Here is a 19,266-nt window from a genome sequence, read left to right as displayed (position 1 = left end):
AGGCCTTCCTCAGCGATCGGGGAAGTCCTCGCCGAGCAACGTCCGCAGGCGGCTCAGCGCGCGGGCGTTGCGCATCTTCACCGCCGAAGCCGATATGCCCAGGATGGTGGCCACGGTTTCGACGCTGTGGTCCTCGGCGTGGCGTAGCACCAGGACGGCACGGTCCTCGACGGCCAGCTGGGCCAGGGCGTCCACCAGGGCGAGGCGGAGCTCCGGTGTCGCGGGCGGTGTCAGATCGGGCCGTTCGGGCAGGTCGGCCAGGACGAGTTCGGAGCCGCTGCGCCGGCGCTGCTGGTCGAAGACCGCGTTCATCAGGACCCGGCGACTGTAGGCCTCCAGGTTCGTGTCGTCGCGGATCCGATCCCAGACGGCGTACATCTTGGCGAACGTCTGCTGGGCCAGGTCCTGGGCTGAATGCCAATTCCGGCACATCAGGTACGCGCTACGGCGAAGCCGGGTTCCGGCGGACTCGACGAACGCGGTGAACTCCGCGTCGCGGGCCGCCTTCGTGCGACGGCGCGCTGTCGACCAGCCACCGAGGACGGGAGCCGGTGCTGACGTGTGGGTGTCGGTCACAGGACTCCTCCGACGGGGGCGTCCGCCGTACACCTGCGGCCGGTGATCAGATCGACGCCGTCCATGGCCGCGTAGTGGAGGCGAAGCTCGGTGTACTGCTGGGCTACGCCCAGACGCAGGCGAAATGCCTCGGGGAAGCGGTCGGTCCCGACCGCGGCGATAAGGTCCGGGTTGTCGGCATACCGGCTTCGAAACTTCTCGTACGCCTCCTTACGGCTCTCGAACGCGAAGGCACTCACCCGCGGATCATCGCTCAACGCCTCGGCGAGCGCGGTCCGCTGGACCTCCGTCACCCCGGCCGTCAGGAAGACGAGCGCGTCGGTCGCATCGGTCTCCACGGGTTGCGGCAGGCAGGAGGGAGCCGAGACCGGCATCATCGCCGCGGCCAGCGTCACCTGGGGGTCCGTGGACTCCGGCGAGCCGGCCGTGAGGTTCAGTCCCGCCACCGCACCGATCACCGCGACGACGCCGGCCGCCGCGCCCAGCGCGGTCCGGTGGTTCCGGCGCCGGCGCAGGCGGCCGCCCTCGGTGATGGCCGCATCCGCCATCTCGTTGAGGGCGGCGCCCGGGTCGTCGCTGACCGCCCGGTCGAAGTGATCTCGCAGGTTCTGGGTCACAGCCGTTCTCCTCGCTGCCGGGGTTGGATCTCCTCTGCCGGTATGACTGGATGGCCGCCCGATCAGGTCACACCGGCTCCGGGTGGGCGTCAAGCGGCGGGCCATCGGTAGGCCACGGCCTGGCCGGAGGGTGCCTCGTCGGCGGGCACAGGTTGCCTGGTGGTGGCCCTCCAGAAAATCTGGGTTCGAGGTACTAGACATTCTCGCCAGGGGTGGGTAATGTTCTGTCCGTTGACAGCGGAGATCGTCGAAAACGCAGACGAGCTTGCTGAGCGTTAAGCAGGGCCCGAACCATTTCGTGGCTCGCTCAGCACGGCGGTGGAAATGTTCACCGCCCAGTAAGGCAAGCAGTACCCGTAAGGCAAGTAGGACAGAAACACGAGTAAGACGCAGTGCAGCAACACCAGCAAGATGTAAGACCGGCAAGACGCACGACCAGCAACATGCACGACGAGTAAGGCACGTGGAAGTGGCAAGACAAGACCTTGACGTAATTCCAGGTCAGGGCAGCAGGCAGGGCCGATGTTCGTTCAGGGCTCTGGCTGGCACGACAATCCGCCGCACGTGGTGGGGCCATGAAGTCGCGTGGGCTCCGACACCGGCGGGCAGTAGGACAAGCAGTACAGGAATGGGAAGCAGAGGAAAGGGAGGGCACGGACACCGTTGGATCGCCCGCTGCCAGGGCGCAACTCGAACTGGCGCGGACACCGCAGTATCCATCGAACGAAAGGTGGTCTTCGGTCACGCTTATGCGATCCTCGCAACCTGTGTCGCCAATGGCGGCAGGTGCGGATACGACAACCCGGCGAACCTGTCGGTAGATGGTGTTTTTGACCCGTAACCCCGGGCCCCGGCGCTTCTGCGCCGGGGCCCTCGTCATTGGAGAGAACCTGTATATGGCCCAACCCGACGACATGTTCGGTGACGACGACTACCCCGCCTACACGATGGGCCGCGCCGCTGAGATCACCGGCTCCTCGCAGGACTTCCTGCGCCGGCTCGGCGACGCGAAACTGATCACCCCGCTGCGGTCGAGCGGGGGGCATCGGCGCTACTCCCGGTACCAGTTGCGCCTCGCCGCGCGGGCTCGGGAGATGGTTGACCAGGGCACCGCTCTGGAAGCCGCCTGCCGAATCATCATTCTGGAGGACCAGCTTGAAGAGGCCCTCCAGCACAACGAGAACTTCCGGCGCGAAGAAGCGAGCCGGCAAGCGAACCAGCAAGAAGCCTGACTCCGCCGCCTCACGGTCCTTCTCCAGCATGAGAGGGGCCGTTTGTCGTTATCCGGAGCCCCTTTACGGGCGCTGTGCTCGGCGAAGAGGGTTGCCTGCGCGGTCCGGTGGTGTTATCGCCGTTCTGTCCGGGTAGACCTGGGGAATGACTTCGGGAGAAGAGATGTCGAGCCGGCGGCGGACGGCTGCGGCGATGCACGGCACCGCAGAGCAACTGGAAGTGGCCGAAGCCATCCTTCACCGCAGTGCCGAGGAGTCACCGAATCCGGCAACCACCGCACGGTTGCACGCTCTCGGTGACGAGGTGACCGCTCAGGCGCATGCCATCGACCGGCGCGCGGACTCGCTCACGCTGCCGGGCCTCAAGCACGAGGGCGCTTGGGAGCACGAGGGCACCTGGGAACACGATGCCGACTCCCGCCGCGACGTGAACGGGAAGAGCATCGCCGCCGAGTAAGGCGAAGAAACGCCCACCGAACGGGCCGGCCGCAACAACAGGCCGTATCGAACGCCGCGCCGCGCCGCGCCACACTGCGCCAAGCCGCGCTGTGCTGCGCCAAGCCGCGCTGTGCTGCGCTGTGCTGTGCTGAAACCGGAGGGCGAGCCTCCGCGTCATGTAACACGTCATTTTGTTCCGGAACCGGAGCCTTATATTGACCAGTTTCTGTAAAGCTTCTTAATATTTGACGGCCCGCAGTCATCCCCAACGGCGTGCTCCACATGCCGGACACGAAGGGTCGCATTCCCCATGAGCCTTACACGACGAAGCAGGTGGGCAACGGTTGCGACGGCGCTCGCGGTCGCCGCTGCCGGTACCGCCATCGCACTGACCGGCCAGGGTGTCTCTCAGGCCGCGGTCCTGCCCAACGGATTCAAGAGCGTCGGCTACATGCCCTCCTGGGCCGGCAGCGCCACCAGCGTCCAGTACAGCAAGCTCACCCACATCAACTACTCGTTCGCGCTGCCCAACGCCAACGGCACGCTGCAGCCGATCGAGAACACCGCAAAGCTGCAACAGCTTGTAACACTCGGGCATCAGAACAACGTCAAGGTCTCGCTCGCGATCGGTGGCTGGAACGACGGCAACGACTCGGCCTTCGAGACGCTCGCAGGGAACTCCGGCAGCCGTACGACGTTCGTCAACTCGGTGATGAGCACGGTCCGTCAGTACAACCTGGACGGTGTCGACATCGACTGGGAGTACCCGGATCCGGGCACCTCGGGCAACAACTACACCGCGCTGATGGGCCAGCTCAGCACCGCCCTGCACAATGAGGGCAAGCTGCTGACGGCCGCCGTGGTCAGTGAGGGTGGCACCGCGAACGGCGTGCAGCCGGCGGTCTTCGGATACGTCGACTGGCTGAACATCATGGCCTACGACGGCGGCAGCCCGCACGCGAACTACGACTGGTCGATCAACGCGGCGAACTTCTGGAAGAACCGCGGCCTGCCGAAGGCCAAAACCGTGCTGGGTGTGCCGTTCTACAGCCGGCCCGGCTACTACACGTACGCCCAACTGGTGGCCCTCGACCCGGCCAACGCCAACCGGGACTGCACCACGGCCGGCGGCGCGCAGCAGTGTTACAACGGGCTGCCGACGATCCGGCGCAAGACCCAGTGGGCCCTGGCCAACGCCGGCGGCATCATGAACTGGGAGCTGTCGCAGGACGCCACCGGAGCGAACTCGCTGGTCAGTGCGATCTACGAGACCGTGATGGGTGGCTCGCCCACCAACCCGCCGACCAACCCGCCGACCGGCCGGACCGGGCGGATCACCGGCATCGGTGGCAAGTGCGTGGACATCGCTTCGGCGAGCAGTGCCAACGGTACGGCCGTGCAGCTCTACGACTGCAACGGCACCGCCGCGCAGACGTGGACGGTCGGCACCGACAGCACCGTCCGGGCGCTCGGCAAGTGCCTGGACGTGGCCGCGGCCGGCACCGCGAACGGCGCGCTGGTGCAGATCTACGACTGCAACGGCTCGGGTGCACAGCAGTGGCAGTCCCAGTCCAACGGCACGCTGCGCAACCCGGTCAGCAACAAGTGCCTGGACGCGCAGAACAACAGCTCGGCAAACGGCACGCGGCTGCAGATCTGGGAGTGCTTCGCCGGCACGAACCAGCGCTGGACCCTGCCCTGATAGCCGGCGGCCGCCCCACCCGGTCGAGGGTGGGGCGGCCGCTGCCGGTAAAGCCATCGATGACGGACAGCGCCGATCCAGTATCGTTCCACCGTTGTCGATGATCAACGGGGGACACTGAATGGCAGTCCGGCATCGCCGTGGCCTGATCGCAATTGCCGCCTTGCTGGTGGCGACTGGTGGCGGGGTGGCAGCCACCAGGGGAGACGCCGCGGGCGATCCGCCGGCGTCCTGGACCGAGGCGGCCGCGCCGCAGCGAACGCCGGAGCCGTCAGCCGGCGAAGCCGAGGCGCCCGGCGAGACAGCGCCGATCGACAAGGCCGATAAGGCGGACAAGGCTGACAGAGCCGACGAGGCTCCCGAGGCCGGGAAGACTGCCAGGACCCGAGCCGTCGACGACGCCCGGACCGTGGTGCGCCGCAACGGCTCAGCGATCCGTTCCGCACCCGGGGAGCACTACCGCCCGGTGGACGCCGTGGTGGACCCGGACGGCGACCGGCATGTCCGGTTCCAGCGCACGCACGACGGCCTGCCCGTGCTCGGCGGTGATTTCGTGGTGCACTCCGACGAGGGCGGACGGCTGTCCGGAGCCACCGTGGCACAGCAGCAGGCGATCGAGATCTCGAAGACGATTACCAAGGTCAGCCGGGCGCGAGCCGTCACCGCGGCAGAAGAGGGCGGGCTCGAAAAGGGCCGACAGGGGAAGCCCGGCGTCCGGAAAGTCATCGACGCCTTCGACGGCAAGCCGGTTCCGGCCTGGGAGGTGACTTCCGGGGATCAGGTCGTGATCGTGGACGGGACGACCGGGGACATTCGGCGCGCTTATCGCGAGGTGCACACCGCCGACGCCGGTACCGGGCACGGACTGCAGGTGGGCGACGTCGCACTGGGCACCACGAGGCAGGCCGACGGCACCTATCTGCTTGTCGACCCCGGCCGGGGTGACAACCGGGTCCGCGATGCCCTGAACGAGGACTCCCTCTTCGAACCGAAGAAGTTCGCCGAGTTCACCGACGCGGACGACGTGTGGGGTGACGGCACCCGCGCCGACCGCGCCTCGGTTGCCGTCGACGTGCACTACGGCATGGCCACGACGTGGGACTACCTGCGGGACACGTTCGGCCGCTCCGGGATCCGCAACGACGGCAAGGGCCTGACCGCTTACGTCCACCACGCCGTCAACCAGGCCAACGCCTCGTGGAGCAGGTCCTGCGAGTGCATGATGTTCGGTGACGGTTCGCTCGCGGGCAAGCCGTTCACCTCGATCGACGTGGTCGCGCACGAGATGGCGCACGGCCTCACCTACGCCACCGCCGGGCTGGTGAACTCGGGTGAGTCCGGCGCGCTGAACGAGGCGAGCAGCGACATCTTCGGCACGCTCGTCGAGTTCTCGGCGAACAACCCGGCCGACCCGCCGGACTATCTGATCGGTGAGAAGACCGAGACCCGGGTTCCGGCGCTGCGCAGCATGGACGAGCCGAAACGGGATGGCAGATCCGCCTCCTGCTGGGCTCCCGCGGTGAAGGACCTCGACGTGCACCACTCGTCCGGGGTCGCCAACAAGTTCTTCTACACGCTGGCCGTGGGCAGCGGCGTTTCGGAGTGGGGCGACAGCCCGCCGTGCGGTGACGCGGTGCCGGTCACAGGCATCGGCAACGAGCGCGCCGCGCAGATCTGGTACCGCGCCCTGACCGTTTACATGGTGTCGAACACCAACTTCGCCGGCGCGCGCGAGGCGACCCTGTTCGCGGCCGCCGACCTGTACGGCCCGGACAGCTCCGAACGGCGCACGGTGGAAGCGGCCTGGCTGGCTGCCGGGGTCGACGGCTCCGACGGCGCGTACGGCACACCCGACTTCGCGCAGTTCGAGGACTACTCGCCGAGCCCGCACATCGGGGATCCGGTCCGCATGCAACTCAGTGCCAAGGACCCGCAGGGTCAGCGGGTGACCTTCGGCGCGACCGGCCTGCCGCCCGGCGTGTCGATCGACGCGGCCGGCCTGATCACCGGCGTGCCCACCGTCAAGGGTGAGTACCGCAGCGAGATGCTCGCCACCGACCCGGACGGCAACACCGCCCGTGAAGTGGTGTACTGGCTGGTCAAGGGCCCCGCGGTGGTGCACTCGGTGTCGCCCGCGGTGACCATGCAGCTGGGTGCCGGAGCCCTCGGCAACATCAGGGCGGCCGTCTTCGTCGACGCACCGGACTATCTGGACGATCCCTACGACTCGTTCAAGGTGACCGCGACCGGCGTACCGGATGGGCTCGACGTGACGGTGCGCCGGCCGGTTTCGAGTACCTACGAGGTCACTATCGCCGGCATACCCACGACCGCCGGGTCCGGCACCACGGTGCTGACGGCCGTCGACGCCGACGGTGATCAGGTGACCGCCTCGGTGCCGTGGAAGGTGCGGCCGGCACGGCTCCCGGGTCTCCCGGTCGGCGTGTCCGTCACCGGCCATAACGGCAGTGCGTCCCTCGCGTGGGACCGGCTGCCCTACATGACCGGAGATGCGCAGGTCACCGGCTGGATCGTCAGGCTGTCGCCCGGCACCGAGCAGACGCTCCCCGCCAATGCGCGCTCGTTGCAGCTGACCGGTTTGGATACGCGTAAGGCGTACACCGTCGGGGTCCGTGCGAGAAGCGCGATCGGCGACGGCCCGGAGAAGACGCTCACGCTGACACCGACCGGACTGCCGCTGAGCGTGTCACCCGGCACGGTCACCTGGGGCAAACCGGCCACGCTCAGCGGAAAGGTCCTGCGTAGCGGCAGTTCGCCGGTCGCCGGAGCGGTGCTGACCCTGGAACAGCGGCCGGTCGGGCGGACCACGTGGAGCCGGGTCACGACGGTCAAGACCGACGGCAAGGGCGTGTGGCGGGCGTCGGTCAAACCGGCAGTCAAGACCGCATATCGGGTCATCCACGCCGGTTCCTCCGGCATGTGGCCGGCGACCTCGGCGACGCCGTCGGCGGCTGTCCGCTATGCGGTAACGGTCAAGGCGAGCACGACCAAACACAGGGCCAACAAGAAGATCAAGATTTCCGGTACGGCGAAACCGGCTCGATCGGGAGTCAAAGTCACCCTGCAACGTAAGGTGGGCTCCCGCTGGGTGGCCGTCACGAGCGTCAAGACGACGGCCAAGGGGACGTACTCGTTCTCCCGGGCCTTCAAACGCGGCACCTGGACACTGCGGGTGATCGTGGCCGGTGGCGGCTACAACGCGACAGCGGGCAGCGCCTCGGTCAAGCTGAAGGTCAGGTGATCAATCCTCGCTAGAGCCCTGATCAGCGAGCCCGAAGACGTCGGACAGGCCGGTCACCTCAATCGCCTTGCGGACCGGAGGCGACGGATCGACAAGGGTGAGGGTGACGCCGACGCTCGCCGCGGTGTTGCGGGCGCTGACCAGGGCGCCCAGCGCATACGAGTCCATGAAACTCACCTGGCTCAGGTCCACCCGCAGGTAGGGGCCGGACATACCGCGAGCCGCGCTGACCAGGCTGTCACGGATCGAGTCCGCCTCTGCCAGATCGAGCTCGCCGGTGATCGTCGCATCGACCACCCCGTCAGGGTCGGTTCGGTAGGAGACAGCCGCCATCATCGACATCTCGATCACGGTACCCGCCATCATGATCACCAAACCAGTGCGTTGCTCTGAGATTCTGATGTGATGGAGACACGACTTTCCGTGAAGCGGCGGCCCGAGCTCGACGCCATCCGGCTGGCCGTCGTGCTCGGTCTGGTGTTCTTCCACGCGGCGCTGGTCTTCGACACGCGCGACGACTTCTACGTCAAGAACGCGCAGACCACCGAGGCGGTCACCTGGCTGGCCGGGCTCGGCGTGGTCTGGGCGATGCCCGCGCTGTTCCTGATCGCCGGTCTCGGATCGTGGCACTCGATCAACCGGCGCGGCGTGCGGGGCTTCGCCGGTGAGCGGCTGCTGCGACTCGGTGTGCCGCTGGTGTTCGCCACGCTGGTCCTGATCCCGGTGCCGCAGTGGCTGCGGTCGGGCGCCACGGAGTCCTATCCGGACTTCCTCCGGCGATTCTTCGACGTTCACCTGAGCCTGTCCAACTTTCCGTTCCTCGTGCGCGGCGAGGATTTCGAGAGCGGGCACCTGTGGTTCGTGGTGCTGCTGCTGGCGTTCTCGCTGATGCTCTCGCCGCTCGTCGCGTGGTTGCCGGGCGAGCGCATCGGCCGGATCCGTGACGCGTGCGCCGAGGCGGTGGCGACGCGAGGGGTCCTGCTCCTGGTGCCGGCGATCCCCCTGGTCGTGATCGGGGCGGTCCTCGGCATGGAGGAGGCGTTCGCGGGCTGGAGCCGATGGGCGTACCTGATCTTCTTCCTCTACGGTTTCGCGCTGGCGTCCGACGATCGGTTCCGGTCAGCGATGCGAAGCCAGGCGCGCATCGCGGCGGTCGCCGGGGTGGTGCTCTTCGGCGGCGCGGGCATCGCATTGGGTACGGCCGACGGCGAACCGTTCACCGACATGACCGCCCATGCCGTCCTCGCCCGGGTGCTCTTCGCCGCCGCCGGCTGGTGCTGGCTGGTCGCCATCCTGGGCCTGCTGGACCGGGGACCGGTGGAGCCCGCGCGGCAGCCCGCCGAGGGCCGGCGCGTGTACGCCTACCTCGGCGCCGCCGCCCTGCCGCTCTACATCCTCCACCAGCCGATCGTCGTGGTCGTCGCCTATCAGGTGGTGCGCTGGGACGCTCCGATCCCGGTGAAATACCTGGTCATCGTCGTGGCGTCGTTCGTGATCATGTTCGCCGTGTACGACCTGCTGGTCCGGCGCACCAGGGTGACCAGGTTGCTCTTCGGCATGCGGTGACGGTTGTGCTCCCCGACTGCACCGTCGGTGGACTCTGGGACGGGGGTTCTCCGCCGACCTAGGGACTGCATCGTTGCCGACAAACGAGGAGAAAACCCGATGGCTGACCAGGCCAGGACGACCGGATTCAATCCCATGCGGAGCCTGCTCGGGAACCGGCGGGTCAGCACGAAGATCATGACGGCGGTCGGGATCGTGGCGCTGTTCGGTGTCGGTGACGGGCTGTTCGCGCTGGACAGCCTCGGTGCCACGAACGACCAGGTGAAGTCCGCCTACGTGATGAACGGGGAGCTCAACACGATCGGTAACCTGCGCAGCGCGGTCAACCGGGTCTGGCTGGGTGCTGACGACTACCAGCTGGCCTCGACCGACGAGGAGCGTGCGACCGCCGAAGAGGCGATCGCCAAGGCGCAGAAGCAGGTCACCGAGTACGCCGCCGCCTACCAGACCTACCCGATCGGTACCGTCGCTCGCGCGTCGATCGAGTCGTTCGGGACCGACTGGGCGGAGTTCAGCGAGCAACTCGACACCGGGGTGCTGCCGCTCGCCGCGGCCGGGAAGACCACCAAGCTGGCCGCGCTGCGCGCCGGTGAGCTCGCCGAGCGGAAGACGGCGGTACGCGCGGACCTGTCCACGCTCGCCGACGAGACCGTGAAGGCCGGCGTCACGCAGGAGGCCACCGCGCAGAGCCGGTACGACTCCACCCGCATCCTGGTGATCGCGCTGCTCGCCTCGTGCACCGTGATCGGCCTGCTCCTCGCGACCGCCATCGCCCGCCTGATCGTGCGCCCCCTGTCGCGCAACGTCGAGGCGCTCGCCCGGATCGCGAAGGGTGACCTGACCGCCCGGGTCGAGGTCGACAGCACCGACGAGGTCGGCCAGATGTCCCAGGCGCTCAACACCACCGCCGAGGCGATGGCCGGCATGGTCGGCCGGATCGGTGAGAGCTCGTCGGTGCTCGCCTCTGCGTCGGAGGAGATGTCGGCGGTGGCGTCCCAGCTGTCCGCTTCCGCCGAGGAGACCGCGGTGCAGGTCGGCACGGTGTCCGACTCGGCCGGCCGCGTGTCGGAGAGCGTCCGGACGGTGTCGGCCGGTGCCGACGAGATGGGCATCTCCATCCGCGAGATCTCCACGAACGCGAACGAGGCGGCCGGCGTCGCCGCGGAGGCCGCCCGGGCCGCGGCGTCGACGAACGCCAGCGTCGCGCGGCTCGGCGAGGCGTCCGCCCAGATCGGTACGGTCGTCGCGATGATCACGTCGATCGCCGAGCAGACCAACCTGCTCGCGCTCAACGCCACCATCGAGGCCGCCCGCGCCGGTGAGCAGGGCAAGGGCTTCGCCGTGGTGGCCTCCGAGGTGAAGGACCTGGCCCAGGAGACGGCCCGGGCCACGCAGGAGATCACCGCTCAGGTGACGGCGATCCAGGCCGAGAGCTCCGCGGCGGTCACCGCGATCCAGGAGATCGGCCAGGTCATCGCCACGATCAACGACTACACGACGACGATCGCGGCCGCGGTCGAGGAGCAGACCGCTACCACTGCGGAGATCTCCCGCAGCGTGAGCGAGGCTGCCGAGGGCTCGGTCAGCATCGCCGACACGATCTCCGGTGTCGCCGAGGCCACCCGCCACGTCACCGCCGGTGCCACCGAGACGCAGCAGACCGCTGCCGACCTGGCCCGCACGGCCGCCGACCTCCAGCAGACGATCTCCGCCTACCGGGTCTGAGGTTTCGCTTCGGCAGAAGGCGGGGTTTCGCCCTTCGGCAGAATGTACGACTGTGACGATGCGCGTGATGGTGGTCGACGATCATCCGATGTGGCGGGACGGGGTGGCCCGGGACCTCACCGAGGCCGGCTACCTCGTCACCGCCACGCTCGGTGAGGGCACCCAGGCTCTGCGGGTCGCCCTCGCCGCACGTCCCGACGTGGTCGTCCTCGACCTCCAGCTGCCCGGCCTGTCCGGGGTCGAGGTGATCCGTGGCCTGCTCGACGTGCTGCCGGCGGTCCGCATCCTGATGCTGTCCGCGAGCGGCGAGCAGCAGGACGTCCTCGACGCGGTCAAGGCGGGCGCCACCGGTTACCTGGTGAAGTCGGCCGGCCGCCAGGAGTTCCTCGACGCGGTCCGGCGCACCGCCGAGGGCGAGACCGTGTTCACCGCCGGGCTGGCCGGGCTGGTGCTGGGTGAGTACCGGCGGCTGGCCACGACCCCGGCGCAGAAACCGCAGCTCACCGCCCGGGAGACCGAGGTGTTGCGGCTGGTCGCCAAGGGCCTGTCGTACCGGCAGGTGGCGGAGCGGCTGGTGGTGTCGCACCGGACCGTGCAGAACCACGTGCAGAACACCCTCGGCAAGCTTCAGCTGCACAATCGGAGCGCGCTCGTCCGCTATGCCATCGAGAACGGGCTCGAATGAGTACTTGTACTCATGCCCACGGCACCGGCTTCCGGGATCTTGTCAGGCATGGATGTCGAGAGTTCCGGGACATCGGCGATGATCGTCGATATGAACAGGCGTTGGGGTACGGCCCTGGCCGGGCTGGGTGGCTGCCTGCTGATCGCGATGCTGGCGTCCAAGCGGGGCGGTCAGTTCTCACCGATGCTCGGCGTGGCAGGTCCGGACGCCTACTACGGGCCGAATCCGATCACTCCGCTGGTCCCGACTGCGGCGACCGTGCTGGCGCTGTGCCTGCTGCGCTGGTGGCCGTACCTGCTGCCGGCCGCCGGGCTGCTGAGCGTGCCGCTGATGTGGCCGCAGCTGCTGCCGGACAGATACCCGATCGAGGTGTTCCACGGGCTCAACGCGGCATTTCCGGTGCTCGTAGTGGCTGTCCTGGGTGCCGCGCAAAGCCTGTTGAGCAGCGGGTCCCCGGGTCTTGGCGCAGCCGTGGCCGGCCTGGCCGCCGGGTCCGTCCTGTTCGGCCACTCGCTGCCCGGCATGGCCTGGGAGGGCCTGGAACCGGATCTGTCCGTCTGGCACGGCGTGCTCCTGGTGACCGGTCTGACCGCGATCGCCCCGGCGGCCTGGCACCGGCGGCGAGGCGACCGCGACGCCACCGGAGTGCCGGAGGGCAGGGCCTGGAGCGGGCGGAGGTTGCGGCTGGTCGTCACCGGCGGGCTGGCGGCCCTGATCGTGCTGCCGATCGCGATGATCTCGGCCGAACGGCTCGGCGCTCTGCTGGACGTGAGCTGGACGACGCTGTCGCGGTACCCGTACACGAAAAGCGCCATCCTCGGCGCGCTGACCCTGGCCGCGGTGCTCACCGTGACCGCTTTCGCCGGCCTGTGGTCGCTGGCCGCCGCACTGACCGCCGCCACCGCGCAGATCGCGGTCTCGGCACCGCTGTTCATCGCGTTCACCGCGATGAACAGCACGGGACCGATGCGCTGGTTCGGCGCGGCGGCCGGGGTGGCGATCGGTGCGGCCTGCGCCGCGAGCCGGTGGCGGATCCCGGCGGCGGCGACCCTCGCGGTGAGCACGGCGACCTCGCTGTTCATCGCGTACGCCGCGACGAGCGGCCACCCGGAGAAGCTGGCGGACCAGCACCGCGTCGTGCCGGCGCTGGTGATGCTGGTGCTGGCCACGGCGGCGGCGACCGCTGTGGTCGGAGCCGCCGCGCCGGTGCTCGCCCCGCGCGGTGCGGTCCCGGTGGTGCTGGGCCCGATCGCCGGAGTCCTGGCGGTGGCCGGCGCCCAGACGGTGCCGGTGATCTACCTGGGCGGCGGGCAGGCGCTGGACTCGCCCCTCAGCTCCCGGCTCCACTTCGACACCGCTGCCGTGCTGCTGCTGGCGGTGGCCGCGGCGATCGGTGGCCTGGGCGTCGCGCACTACCTGTCGGAGCGCTGGGCGGAACGCAAACGGGCCGAGCTGATCCGGCAGGAGGCGGCGGCCGCGGAACGTGACCGGCTGGCCCGCCCGATCCACGACGGGGTGCTGCAGGTGCTGGCCCTGGTCCAGCGGGAGGGCTCGGAGCTGGGCGGATCCGGCGCCCGACTGGCGGCGCTGGCGGGTGAGCAGGAGACGGCGTTGCGCAACCTGCTCTGCGGCACCACGCCTGGCGAACGGGGCGAGGTGGACCTGAGGTCCGCACTTTCCGCGCTGTCGTCGCCGGTCCTCGAGGTCTCGTCGCCGGCCACCCCGGTGGCGCTGCCGGCGGAGCGGGCGGCCGAGCTGATCGCGGCGGTCCGGGCCGCGCTGGACAACGTCCGCGAACATGCCGGTCCCGCTGCGCGGACCTGGATCCTTCTTGAGGACGAAGACGATGGGGTACGGGTGACCGTGCGCGACGATGGCGCCGGTTTCGAGCCGCGGCGCCTGGCGGAGGCCGCCTCGGCCGGCCGGCTGGGGGTGGCGCAGTCGATGCGCGGCCGGATCGGCGATCTCGGCGGCACCACGACCATCCACAGCCGGCCCGGCGACGGCACCGAGGTCGAGTTCTGGGTACCGCGCCGCTGATTCAAGCCCGCCGGCGCCGGATCCGGGCGCCTGGATCCCGGCGCGGCGTGGCCGGCGTGCTGCCTTTGTCGGTCAGGTTCGCCGGCGCCTGGTGGCCAGCACGATGCCGGCGCCGGTCAGCAGGAGCAGCAGACCGGTGAGGCCCACCAGCGGGGTGGCGGGGCCGGTGATCGGCAGGGTGGGTGTCTCCGCCTCCGGCGTGGTGGTCGCGCTGGGTGACGGGCTGGCCGACGGGCTGCTGCTTGCCTTGGCCGCGAACTCCAGCGGGATCTCCAGGGTGTCGTTGGCCTTGTTCTTGTCGCCGGCGTACTCGTAGAACGAGACGGAGACGCTCTGCGTGAGGTCCAGCACGGTGTCGTCGGTGCTGGTGGGGAGGTTGTGCACGAGGCGGACCTCTTCACCGGGCTGCAACTCGGTGCTCACGTCGCAGATCATCATGCCCGGGTCGCCGAAACACTCGCCCTTTTCGGCGCCCTCGACCGTCCCGCCGCTGTACCAGTGGCTGTCGAAACCCTCGTGCAGCGCGAAATGCCGCACCACGCCGGGACCGTGGTTCGTCACGATCAACGTGTACTTGACCGGCTGGCCGAGGGTGATCTTGCCGGTCGGCGGGATGGCGGTGAGGCCCAGGTCGGCGAGGTGCACCACCCCGGTTTCGAAGGTCGAGGTGTTGTCGATCGGGGTGGCCTCGGTGCCGTCGGACGAGGCGACTGCGGTGAAGCGCAACCGCTCACCGAGCGCGAGGTCCGCGGCGAACCGCACGGTCACGTACCAGACGAACGCGTCGAAGTTGTCCTCCTTCTTCACCGCGACGCAGGTGACCGTGGAGGCGGCGGCCGTGCACGGGCCGCCCGCATCGGGCTTGGCCGACTCGAAGGTGACCCCGTCGGGCAGCGTCAGCACCGCACGGACACTGCTCAGGTCGGCGGGTGCCTCGGTGAGGCCGGCGGTGAGCCGGTATTCGGCGGTCTCGCCGACCAGGACCTCGCCCGGCCCGCCCAGGTTCATCGACAGATCGACGGTGGGCTCCGCCGCCCGGGCGGGCGTGGGAAGCCCGAGGGTGGCGACAAAGATGGCCATCAATACGGCGGCGGCGCCCCGTTTTCTCATGGTCGCGCAATTTACCAGCGGTGTTGCTGCCGTCAATGCCCTGTTCACTCACTGCGGAACGACCGATTGTGCCCCCGTTCGGGCCGGTCCTGCCGCTGCGCCTCGAGCGCGGCCGGCGGCTACCCGTGCGGGCCTGGCGCTGCCGCGTGCGCGGTGCAACTAAGCTCTCCGTGATCGTCGCCAAAGGGCGACACGGGTGATGGCGAGATGCATGGCGAACTGGTTCAAATCCCTGCTCAATCGTGACGTTCCGGCACCGGCCGCCGACGGCAGCTGGACGCCGGGCACCGTGATGAGCATCGTCGCCCACCCTGACGACGATCTCTACTTCCTCAATCCGGGCATCAGCGTCGCGATCACCGCCTCCGTGCCGGTGGTCAGCATCGTGATCACCGCCGCCGAGGGCGACGGGCGCAACGTCGACGTCAACGATCCGGACCGGGACGCGACGCCTGTCGATCACGCGGGATATGCGACGGCGCGGCGGGTTGGACTGCGCCGGGCGTACGCGAAAATGGCCGGTCTCGGTGTCGACGCCATCTGGCGTCGCAAGCTGGTGAAACTCCGCACCGGGTTCGTCGTCGAGCGTGATCAGCTCGAGGAGCGGCCGGACGTGGTCCTCTACTTCTTCAACATCGGGCATCGCGACGGTGTGAACACGACGATCCCGCTGCTGCTGGACGGGTCGCTCGAAGCGGGGCCGACACTGCCGTCGGTCGACCTGCCGGCCGACGTGCAGTCGGTGAGCCGCGAGACGCTTCTCGGATCGCTGGTGGAGCTGATCGAGAAGCACCGGCCGACAGTGATCCGTACGCTCGACCCGGACCCGGAACACGATTGGGGCATCGCCGACCGGCACGTGGTCTCCGATCACCACGAGCACACCGCCACGGCCCGGTTCACCATCGAGGCGGTCAGCCTGATCAGCAAGCGGTGGAAGGTCCCGCCGCTGATGGAGTACTACCGCGCGTACGCGAACCGGTACTGGCCGATGAACCTCAGCCCCCGGGTCTATCGGGAGAAGGCCGGCTACCTCAGCGTCTACGCCGGCGCGGACGGTGGTGTCGGCGACAACCAGCTCGGCACCGACCCGTACCGCAGCACCCACATGTACTCCTCGGCACAGCGCTACGTCGCGACGCCGAGCTGGCTCGTTCCGCTGCCCGGCGGCGAGCTCGCCGCGTTCGCGGTGCTCGGTGACCGCCTGGCGATGTGGCGCGAACAGGGGCCGGACAAGTGGCAGGGTCCGATTCTGATCGGCGAGCCCGGCGTGATGCCGACGCTGGCGGTCGCCGTGGCGCCCAGCGGTGCGGTACACGTGACGGCACTGCGCCGGATCGACACCGGCGAGCGGGTCGAGATCGAGGCCGGCTACCTGACTGTCGACGGCGGCACGCCGTCCGAGTGGGTCTCGCTGGGCAACCCCGACGCCGGGGACCCGGACCGGCGGCGGCAGCGGGAGATGGGTGTCCCGGCCGCCACTGTGGACGGCCAGGGCGACCTGTGGGTCTTCGTGCGTGACTTCACCGGCGGGCTGAGCTGCCGCCGGCAGTCGGGCGGTGAGTGGCAACCGTGGGAGCCGCTGGGACGCGGCCCGCTGCAGGACGTGCCGGTCGCGATGACCACCGGGGACGGGCTGGTGCGGGTCTTCGTCGCGGCGAAACTGACTGTCGCGCACTGGCGGCAGGAGAAGCTCGGTGGGCCGCTCGAGCCGCACCACACGCTGAAGACCGGCCGGGTGGCGAGCGGCGGGCTCAACGTCGCGCGTACCGCCGGGGACCGGGCGTGCCTGCTCTACCGGCAGGGGAGTCCGGCACGCAACCGGGAGAACCCGGATCCGGCGAGTGCCATCCGGGCGTACCGGGAGCATGAGGTGGGCGGTGCGTGGCCCGGTGGCGGCGCCGACTTCGGTGGCCCGGACGGGCTGGGGCCCATCGCCGCACTGGACCGGCTCGACGCCGGAGCCGGCGATCTGGTGATGGCGCAGCGCAACCGGTTCTGGACGGTGAGCGTGGCGGTGCCGCCGCTCAAGGAGGGCCGGTCACGGTGGCGTCAGCTGCCGGGGATGATCAGTGGCGCGCCGGCCCTCGCGGTCGACGCCGAGGGCCGTGGTGTGCTCGCTGTGCTGGGGATGGACGGGCGCCTGCACGTCAGCCGGCAGGAGGAGCCGGGCCCGGAGAACCGGTTCGGCGCCTGGGTCACCGTCTGAGGGCCCGCCGGTGCGGACGGGCCCGCGTGCTGGTCAGGCTGGGCGGTCGGTGATGACCAGTGCCAGGCCGCTCGGGGTCGAGAGGTACGGGCGGACGCGCACTTCCGAGTCCGGAGTCTCCTCGTACAGCTCGATCGGTGGGCGGTCGTCGACGAGGACCGACGGGTAGACGTACACGCGCTTGCGCTCGATGACGTCGTCCATGAGGCGCGCGATCGGGATCAGCGGGCCGTACGGGCCCCGGGAGACCGAGGCGTCCCAGTCCTCGTACCGCAGGACACGCAGCGCGGCGAACGGCTCCACCGGCACGTCGAAGCTGAACCCGCCGTTGCCGGTGGCCGTGCCGGGCACGACGAACGTGTTCGGGTGCTCACCGCGCCGGGACAGCGTGAGGATCGGCTGCGTACCGTCGAAGTCCCCGGCGACCAGCCGTCCCTGGACGGTGATCGTCTCCTCGCCGAACCAGACGTCGCCGGCCTCGGCGTGCTCGTCGCGCTGCCAGGTGGCGACCGCGAGGAACCCGTCAGCGGTCTTGTAGGGCACGTTGCGGACGAACGGCGCCGTCTCGCGGCCGCCGATCAGGTCCCGGACGTCGAGCAGGCCGGCCCGCAGCCGGTACAGGCCCTCGCGGCGGTCGGCCACGAAGAGATCCCAGCGGCCCTCGGCGAACGTCGCCTCGTCGAACGGGAACGACGCGCTCCAGCCGGTCTCATGGTCGCCGGCGAGCGGGATCCTGACCGCCTTGCGGACACCCTCGATGCGGCGCGGCCGGCAGACCAGGTGGGTCATGCCACGCGGCAGGCGGGCGCCGGGCACCTCGACGACCACCCGGCCGTCCTCGGTGCGGCAGGTGGCCACCGGGGGCGGCTCCGTTCCGCGGCGGATCTTCAGGCCGGGCAGCACCCGGAACAGGGCCCGGCCACCGGAGCGCAGCTTGCGCGCCGGGCCGGTCAGGCTCCTGACCGGCCCGGTGAGGTGCGAGACGAAGAGCCGCTCGTAGTCGCCGGCGATCGCCACCGGGTCGTACCGCCCGGAGTTGACGTGCGCGGTGGCGCCCATCCTGGCCCGCAGGTCGTCATCGTTCATCAGGCGCAGCAGGCCCGCGGCGATGGCGTCGACGTCGCCGGTCGGCACCAGCAGGCCGTCCTCGCCGTCCCGGATGATCTCGGCGGGGCCGACCGGGCAGTCGGTGCTGACCACCGGAAGCCCGCAGCGCATGGCCTCCACGATGGTCATTCCGAACGATTCCTTGTCCGAGGTGACCGCGGCGATCGAACCCTTGACCCACTCCGCGTCCAGCGGGGTGTAACTGCCCATCCGGAAGACGTGGTTGTGCATGCCCATGTCGGCGATCAGGGTGCCGAGCGGCCGGGACTGGCCGCCGCTGCCGTAGATCCGCAGGGTCCAGTCGGGGCGCTCGGTGACGACCTTGGCGAAGGCGCGCACCAGCAGGTCGTACCGCTTGATCTCGTCGAGCCGGCCCGCCGCCACCACGATCTTGCTGGTGCCGGAGGCCGGGGCGACCGCGGGCTCCGGAACGCTGTTCGGGATGGCGTGCACCGGCGGTGCGCCGTCGCCGAGCACCTCGCGGACCGCGGCGGCGTCGGCCTCGGTGACCGTGGTGACCGCGGCGAGCTGCGGGTACCAGTGGCGCATCTGCTCGTGCACCGACTCCGGGATCAGCGCCTGCGTCATGTGCTCCTGCGCGATGCGAACACTGCCCGGGCGGCCGAGCCGGGCCACCGCCAGGTTCAGCGCGGAGCGGGTGCCGACCACGACGTCGTACGGCGTACGCCGGAGGTAGTTGGTGATCCGCTCGTCGGTGAGCCGGCTGTAGAAGCGGTAGAACTCCTCCTCCGGCGGGACCAGATCGGACATCTGGCTGACCCGCGGGTCCCTGGTGTCCGCCGCACGCGACCGCAGGTCGACGAGCCCGATCACCGGCACCCGGTCGGGGATGTCGAGCATCGGCCGTTCGAGCCGCCGCAGGATCGAGACGATCTCGACGTGGTGCCGCTTGGAGAGTTCCGTCGCCAGGTTGATGACCGTGCGGTTGGTGCCGCCGACCCCGTAGACGTTGTGGACGAGGAAGGAGATCCGCACC

General features: G+C 69.6%; 14 protein-coding genes. 9 read left to right on the top strand and 5 right to left on the bottom strand.

Annotation, left to right across the window (positions count from 1 at the left end; all coding sequences use genetic code 11):
* Positions 1 to 9: 9 nt before the first annotated feature.
* On the bottom strand, positions 10 to 576 hold the full coding sequence (locus ACFQV6_RS18160; protein WP_378028662.1) for a SigE family RNA polymerase sigma factor: 567 nt from the start codon (positions 574 to 576) through the stop codon (positions 10 to 12).
* Positions 573 to 1,193, bottom strand: coding sequence for a permease-like cell division protein FtsX (locus ACFQV6_RS18155; RefSeq protein WP_378028661.1), 621 nt, complete (start codon positions 1,191 to 1,193; stop codon positions 573 to 575). The genes ACFQV6_RS18160 and ACFQV6_RS18155 overlap by 4 nt, the downstream gene beginning before the upstream one ends.
* 896 nt (positions 1,194 to 2,089) lie before the next feature.
* On the opposite strand from ACFQV6_RS18155, the gene ACFQV6_RS18150 reads away from it, so the two are divergent.
* The 4 genes from ACFQV6_RS18150 to ACFQV6_RS18135 all read left to right on the top strand — a co-directional run bounded on the left by ACFQV6_RS18150 (position 2,090) and on the right by ACFQV6_RS18135 (position 7,827).
* On the top strand, positions 2,090 to 2,425 hold the full coding sequence (locus tag ACFQV6_RS18150; RefSeq protein ID WP_378028691.1) for a MerR family transcriptional regulator: 336 nt from the start codon (positions 2,090 to 2,092) through the stop codon (positions 2,423 to 2,425).
* A gap of 145 nt (positions 2,426 to 2,570) precedes the next feature.
* The gene (locus ACFQV6_RS18145) at positions 2,571 to 2,882 is read left to right on the top strand and encodes a hypothetical protein (protein WP_378028660.1); all 312 of its coding nucleotides are present in this window, start codon (positions 2,571 to 2,573) and stop codon (positions 2,880 to 2,882) included.
* 291 nt (positions 2,883 to 3,173) lie between these two features.
* Positions 3,174 to 4,565 carry a glycosyl hydrolase family 18 protein gene (locus tag ACFQV6_RS18140; RefSeq protein WP_378028659.1) on the top strand — a complete coding sequence of 464 codons (1,392 nt, stop codon included), beginning with the start codon at positions 3,174 to 3,176 and terminating at the stop codon, positions 4,563 to 4,565.
* A 121-nt stretch (positions 4,566 to 4,686) separates the two neighbouring features.
* Positions 4,687 to 7,827, top strand: coding sequence for a M4 family metallopeptidase (locus tag ACFQV6_RS18135; RefSeq protein ID WP_378028658.1), 3,141 nt, complete (start codon positions 4,687 to 4,689; stop codon positions 7,825 to 7,827).
* Here the strand turns inward: ACFQV6_RS18135 and ACFQV6_RS18130 are convergent, their stop codons facing one another.
* Positions 7,828 to 8,190, bottom strand: a complete 363-nt coding sequence (locus tag ACFQV6_RS18130; protein WP_378028657.1) for an STAS domain-containing protein — start codon at positions 8,188 to 8,190, stop codon at positions 7,828 to 7,830.
* Between the two features lie 42 nt (positions 8,191 to 8,232).
* Between ACFQV6_RS18130 and ACFQV6_RS18125 the strand changes: the two genes are divergently transcribed.
* The 4 genes from ACFQV6_RS18125 to ACFQV6_RS18110 all read left to right on the top strand — a co-directional run bounded on the left by ACFQV6_RS18125 (position 8,233) and on the right by ACFQV6_RS18110 (position 13,843).
* Complete coding sequence (locus ACFQV6_RS18125) at positions 8,233 to 9,393, top strand: acyltransferase (protein ID WP_378028656.1); 1,161 nt, start codon at positions 8,233 to 8,235, stop codon at positions 9,391 to 9,393.
* Between the two features lie 135 nt (positions 9,394 to 9,528).
* A complete protein-coding gene (locus ACFQV6_RS18120; protein ID WP_378028655.1) occupies positions 9,529 to 11,118 on the top strand; it encodes a methyl-accepting chemotaxis protein in 1,590 nt (529 codons plus the stop codon).
* Between the two features lie 58 nt (positions 11,119 to 11,176).
* Positions 11,177 to 11,803, top strand: a complete 627-nt coding sequence (locus ACFQV6_RS18115) for a response regulator (RefSeq protein WP_378028690.1) — start codon at positions 11,177 to 11,179, stop codon at positions 11,801 to 11,803.
* Between the two features lie 48 nt (positions 11,804 to 11,851).
* A complete protein-coding gene (locus ACFQV6_RS18110) occupies positions 11,852 to 13,843 on the top strand; it encodes a sensor histidine kinase (RefSeq protein ID WP_378028654.1) in 1,992 nt (663 codons plus the stop codon).
* A 72-nt stretch (positions 13,844 to 13,915) separates the two neighbouring features.
* Here ACFQV6_RS18110 and ACFQV6_RS18105 read toward each other — a convergent pair whose 3' ends face one another.
* Positions 13,916 to 14,953 (bottom strand): hypothetical protein, encoded by a 1,038-nt coding sequence (locus tag ACFQV6_RS18105; RefSeq protein WP_378028653.1) that lies wholly within the window; start codon positions 14,951 to 14,953, stop codon positions 13,916 to 13,918.
* A 211-nt stretch (positions 14,954 to 15,164) separates the two neighbouring features.
* Here ACFQV6_RS18105 and ACFQV6_RS18100 point away from each other — a divergent pair, with 211 nt between their 5' ends.
* Entirely contained in the window at positions 15,165 to 17,162 is a 1,998-nt protein-coding gene (locus tag ACFQV6_RS18100) for a PIG-L family deacetylase (RefSeq protein ID WP_378028652.1), read from the top strand.
* A 33-nt stretch (positions 17,163 to 17,195) separates the two neighbouring features.
* Here the strand turns inward: ACFQV6_RS18100 and ACFQV6_RS18095 are convergent, their stop codons facing one another.
* Entirely contained in the window at positions 17,196 to 19,265 is a 2,070-nt protein-coding gene (locus ACFQV6_RS18095) for a glycosyltransferase family 4 protein (protein WP_378028651.1), read from the bottom strand.
* Position 19,266: the final 1 nt, after the last annotated feature.

This window comes from Actinoplanes sp. GCM10030250 (assembly GCF_042666575.1).
Classification (GTDB): Bacteria; Actinomycetota; Actinomycetes; order Mycobacteriales; family Micromonosporaceae; genus Actinoplanes.
The sequence above is the reverse complement of the archived record's forward strand: the minus strand, read 5'-3'. Positions and strand labels throughout refer to the sequence as shown.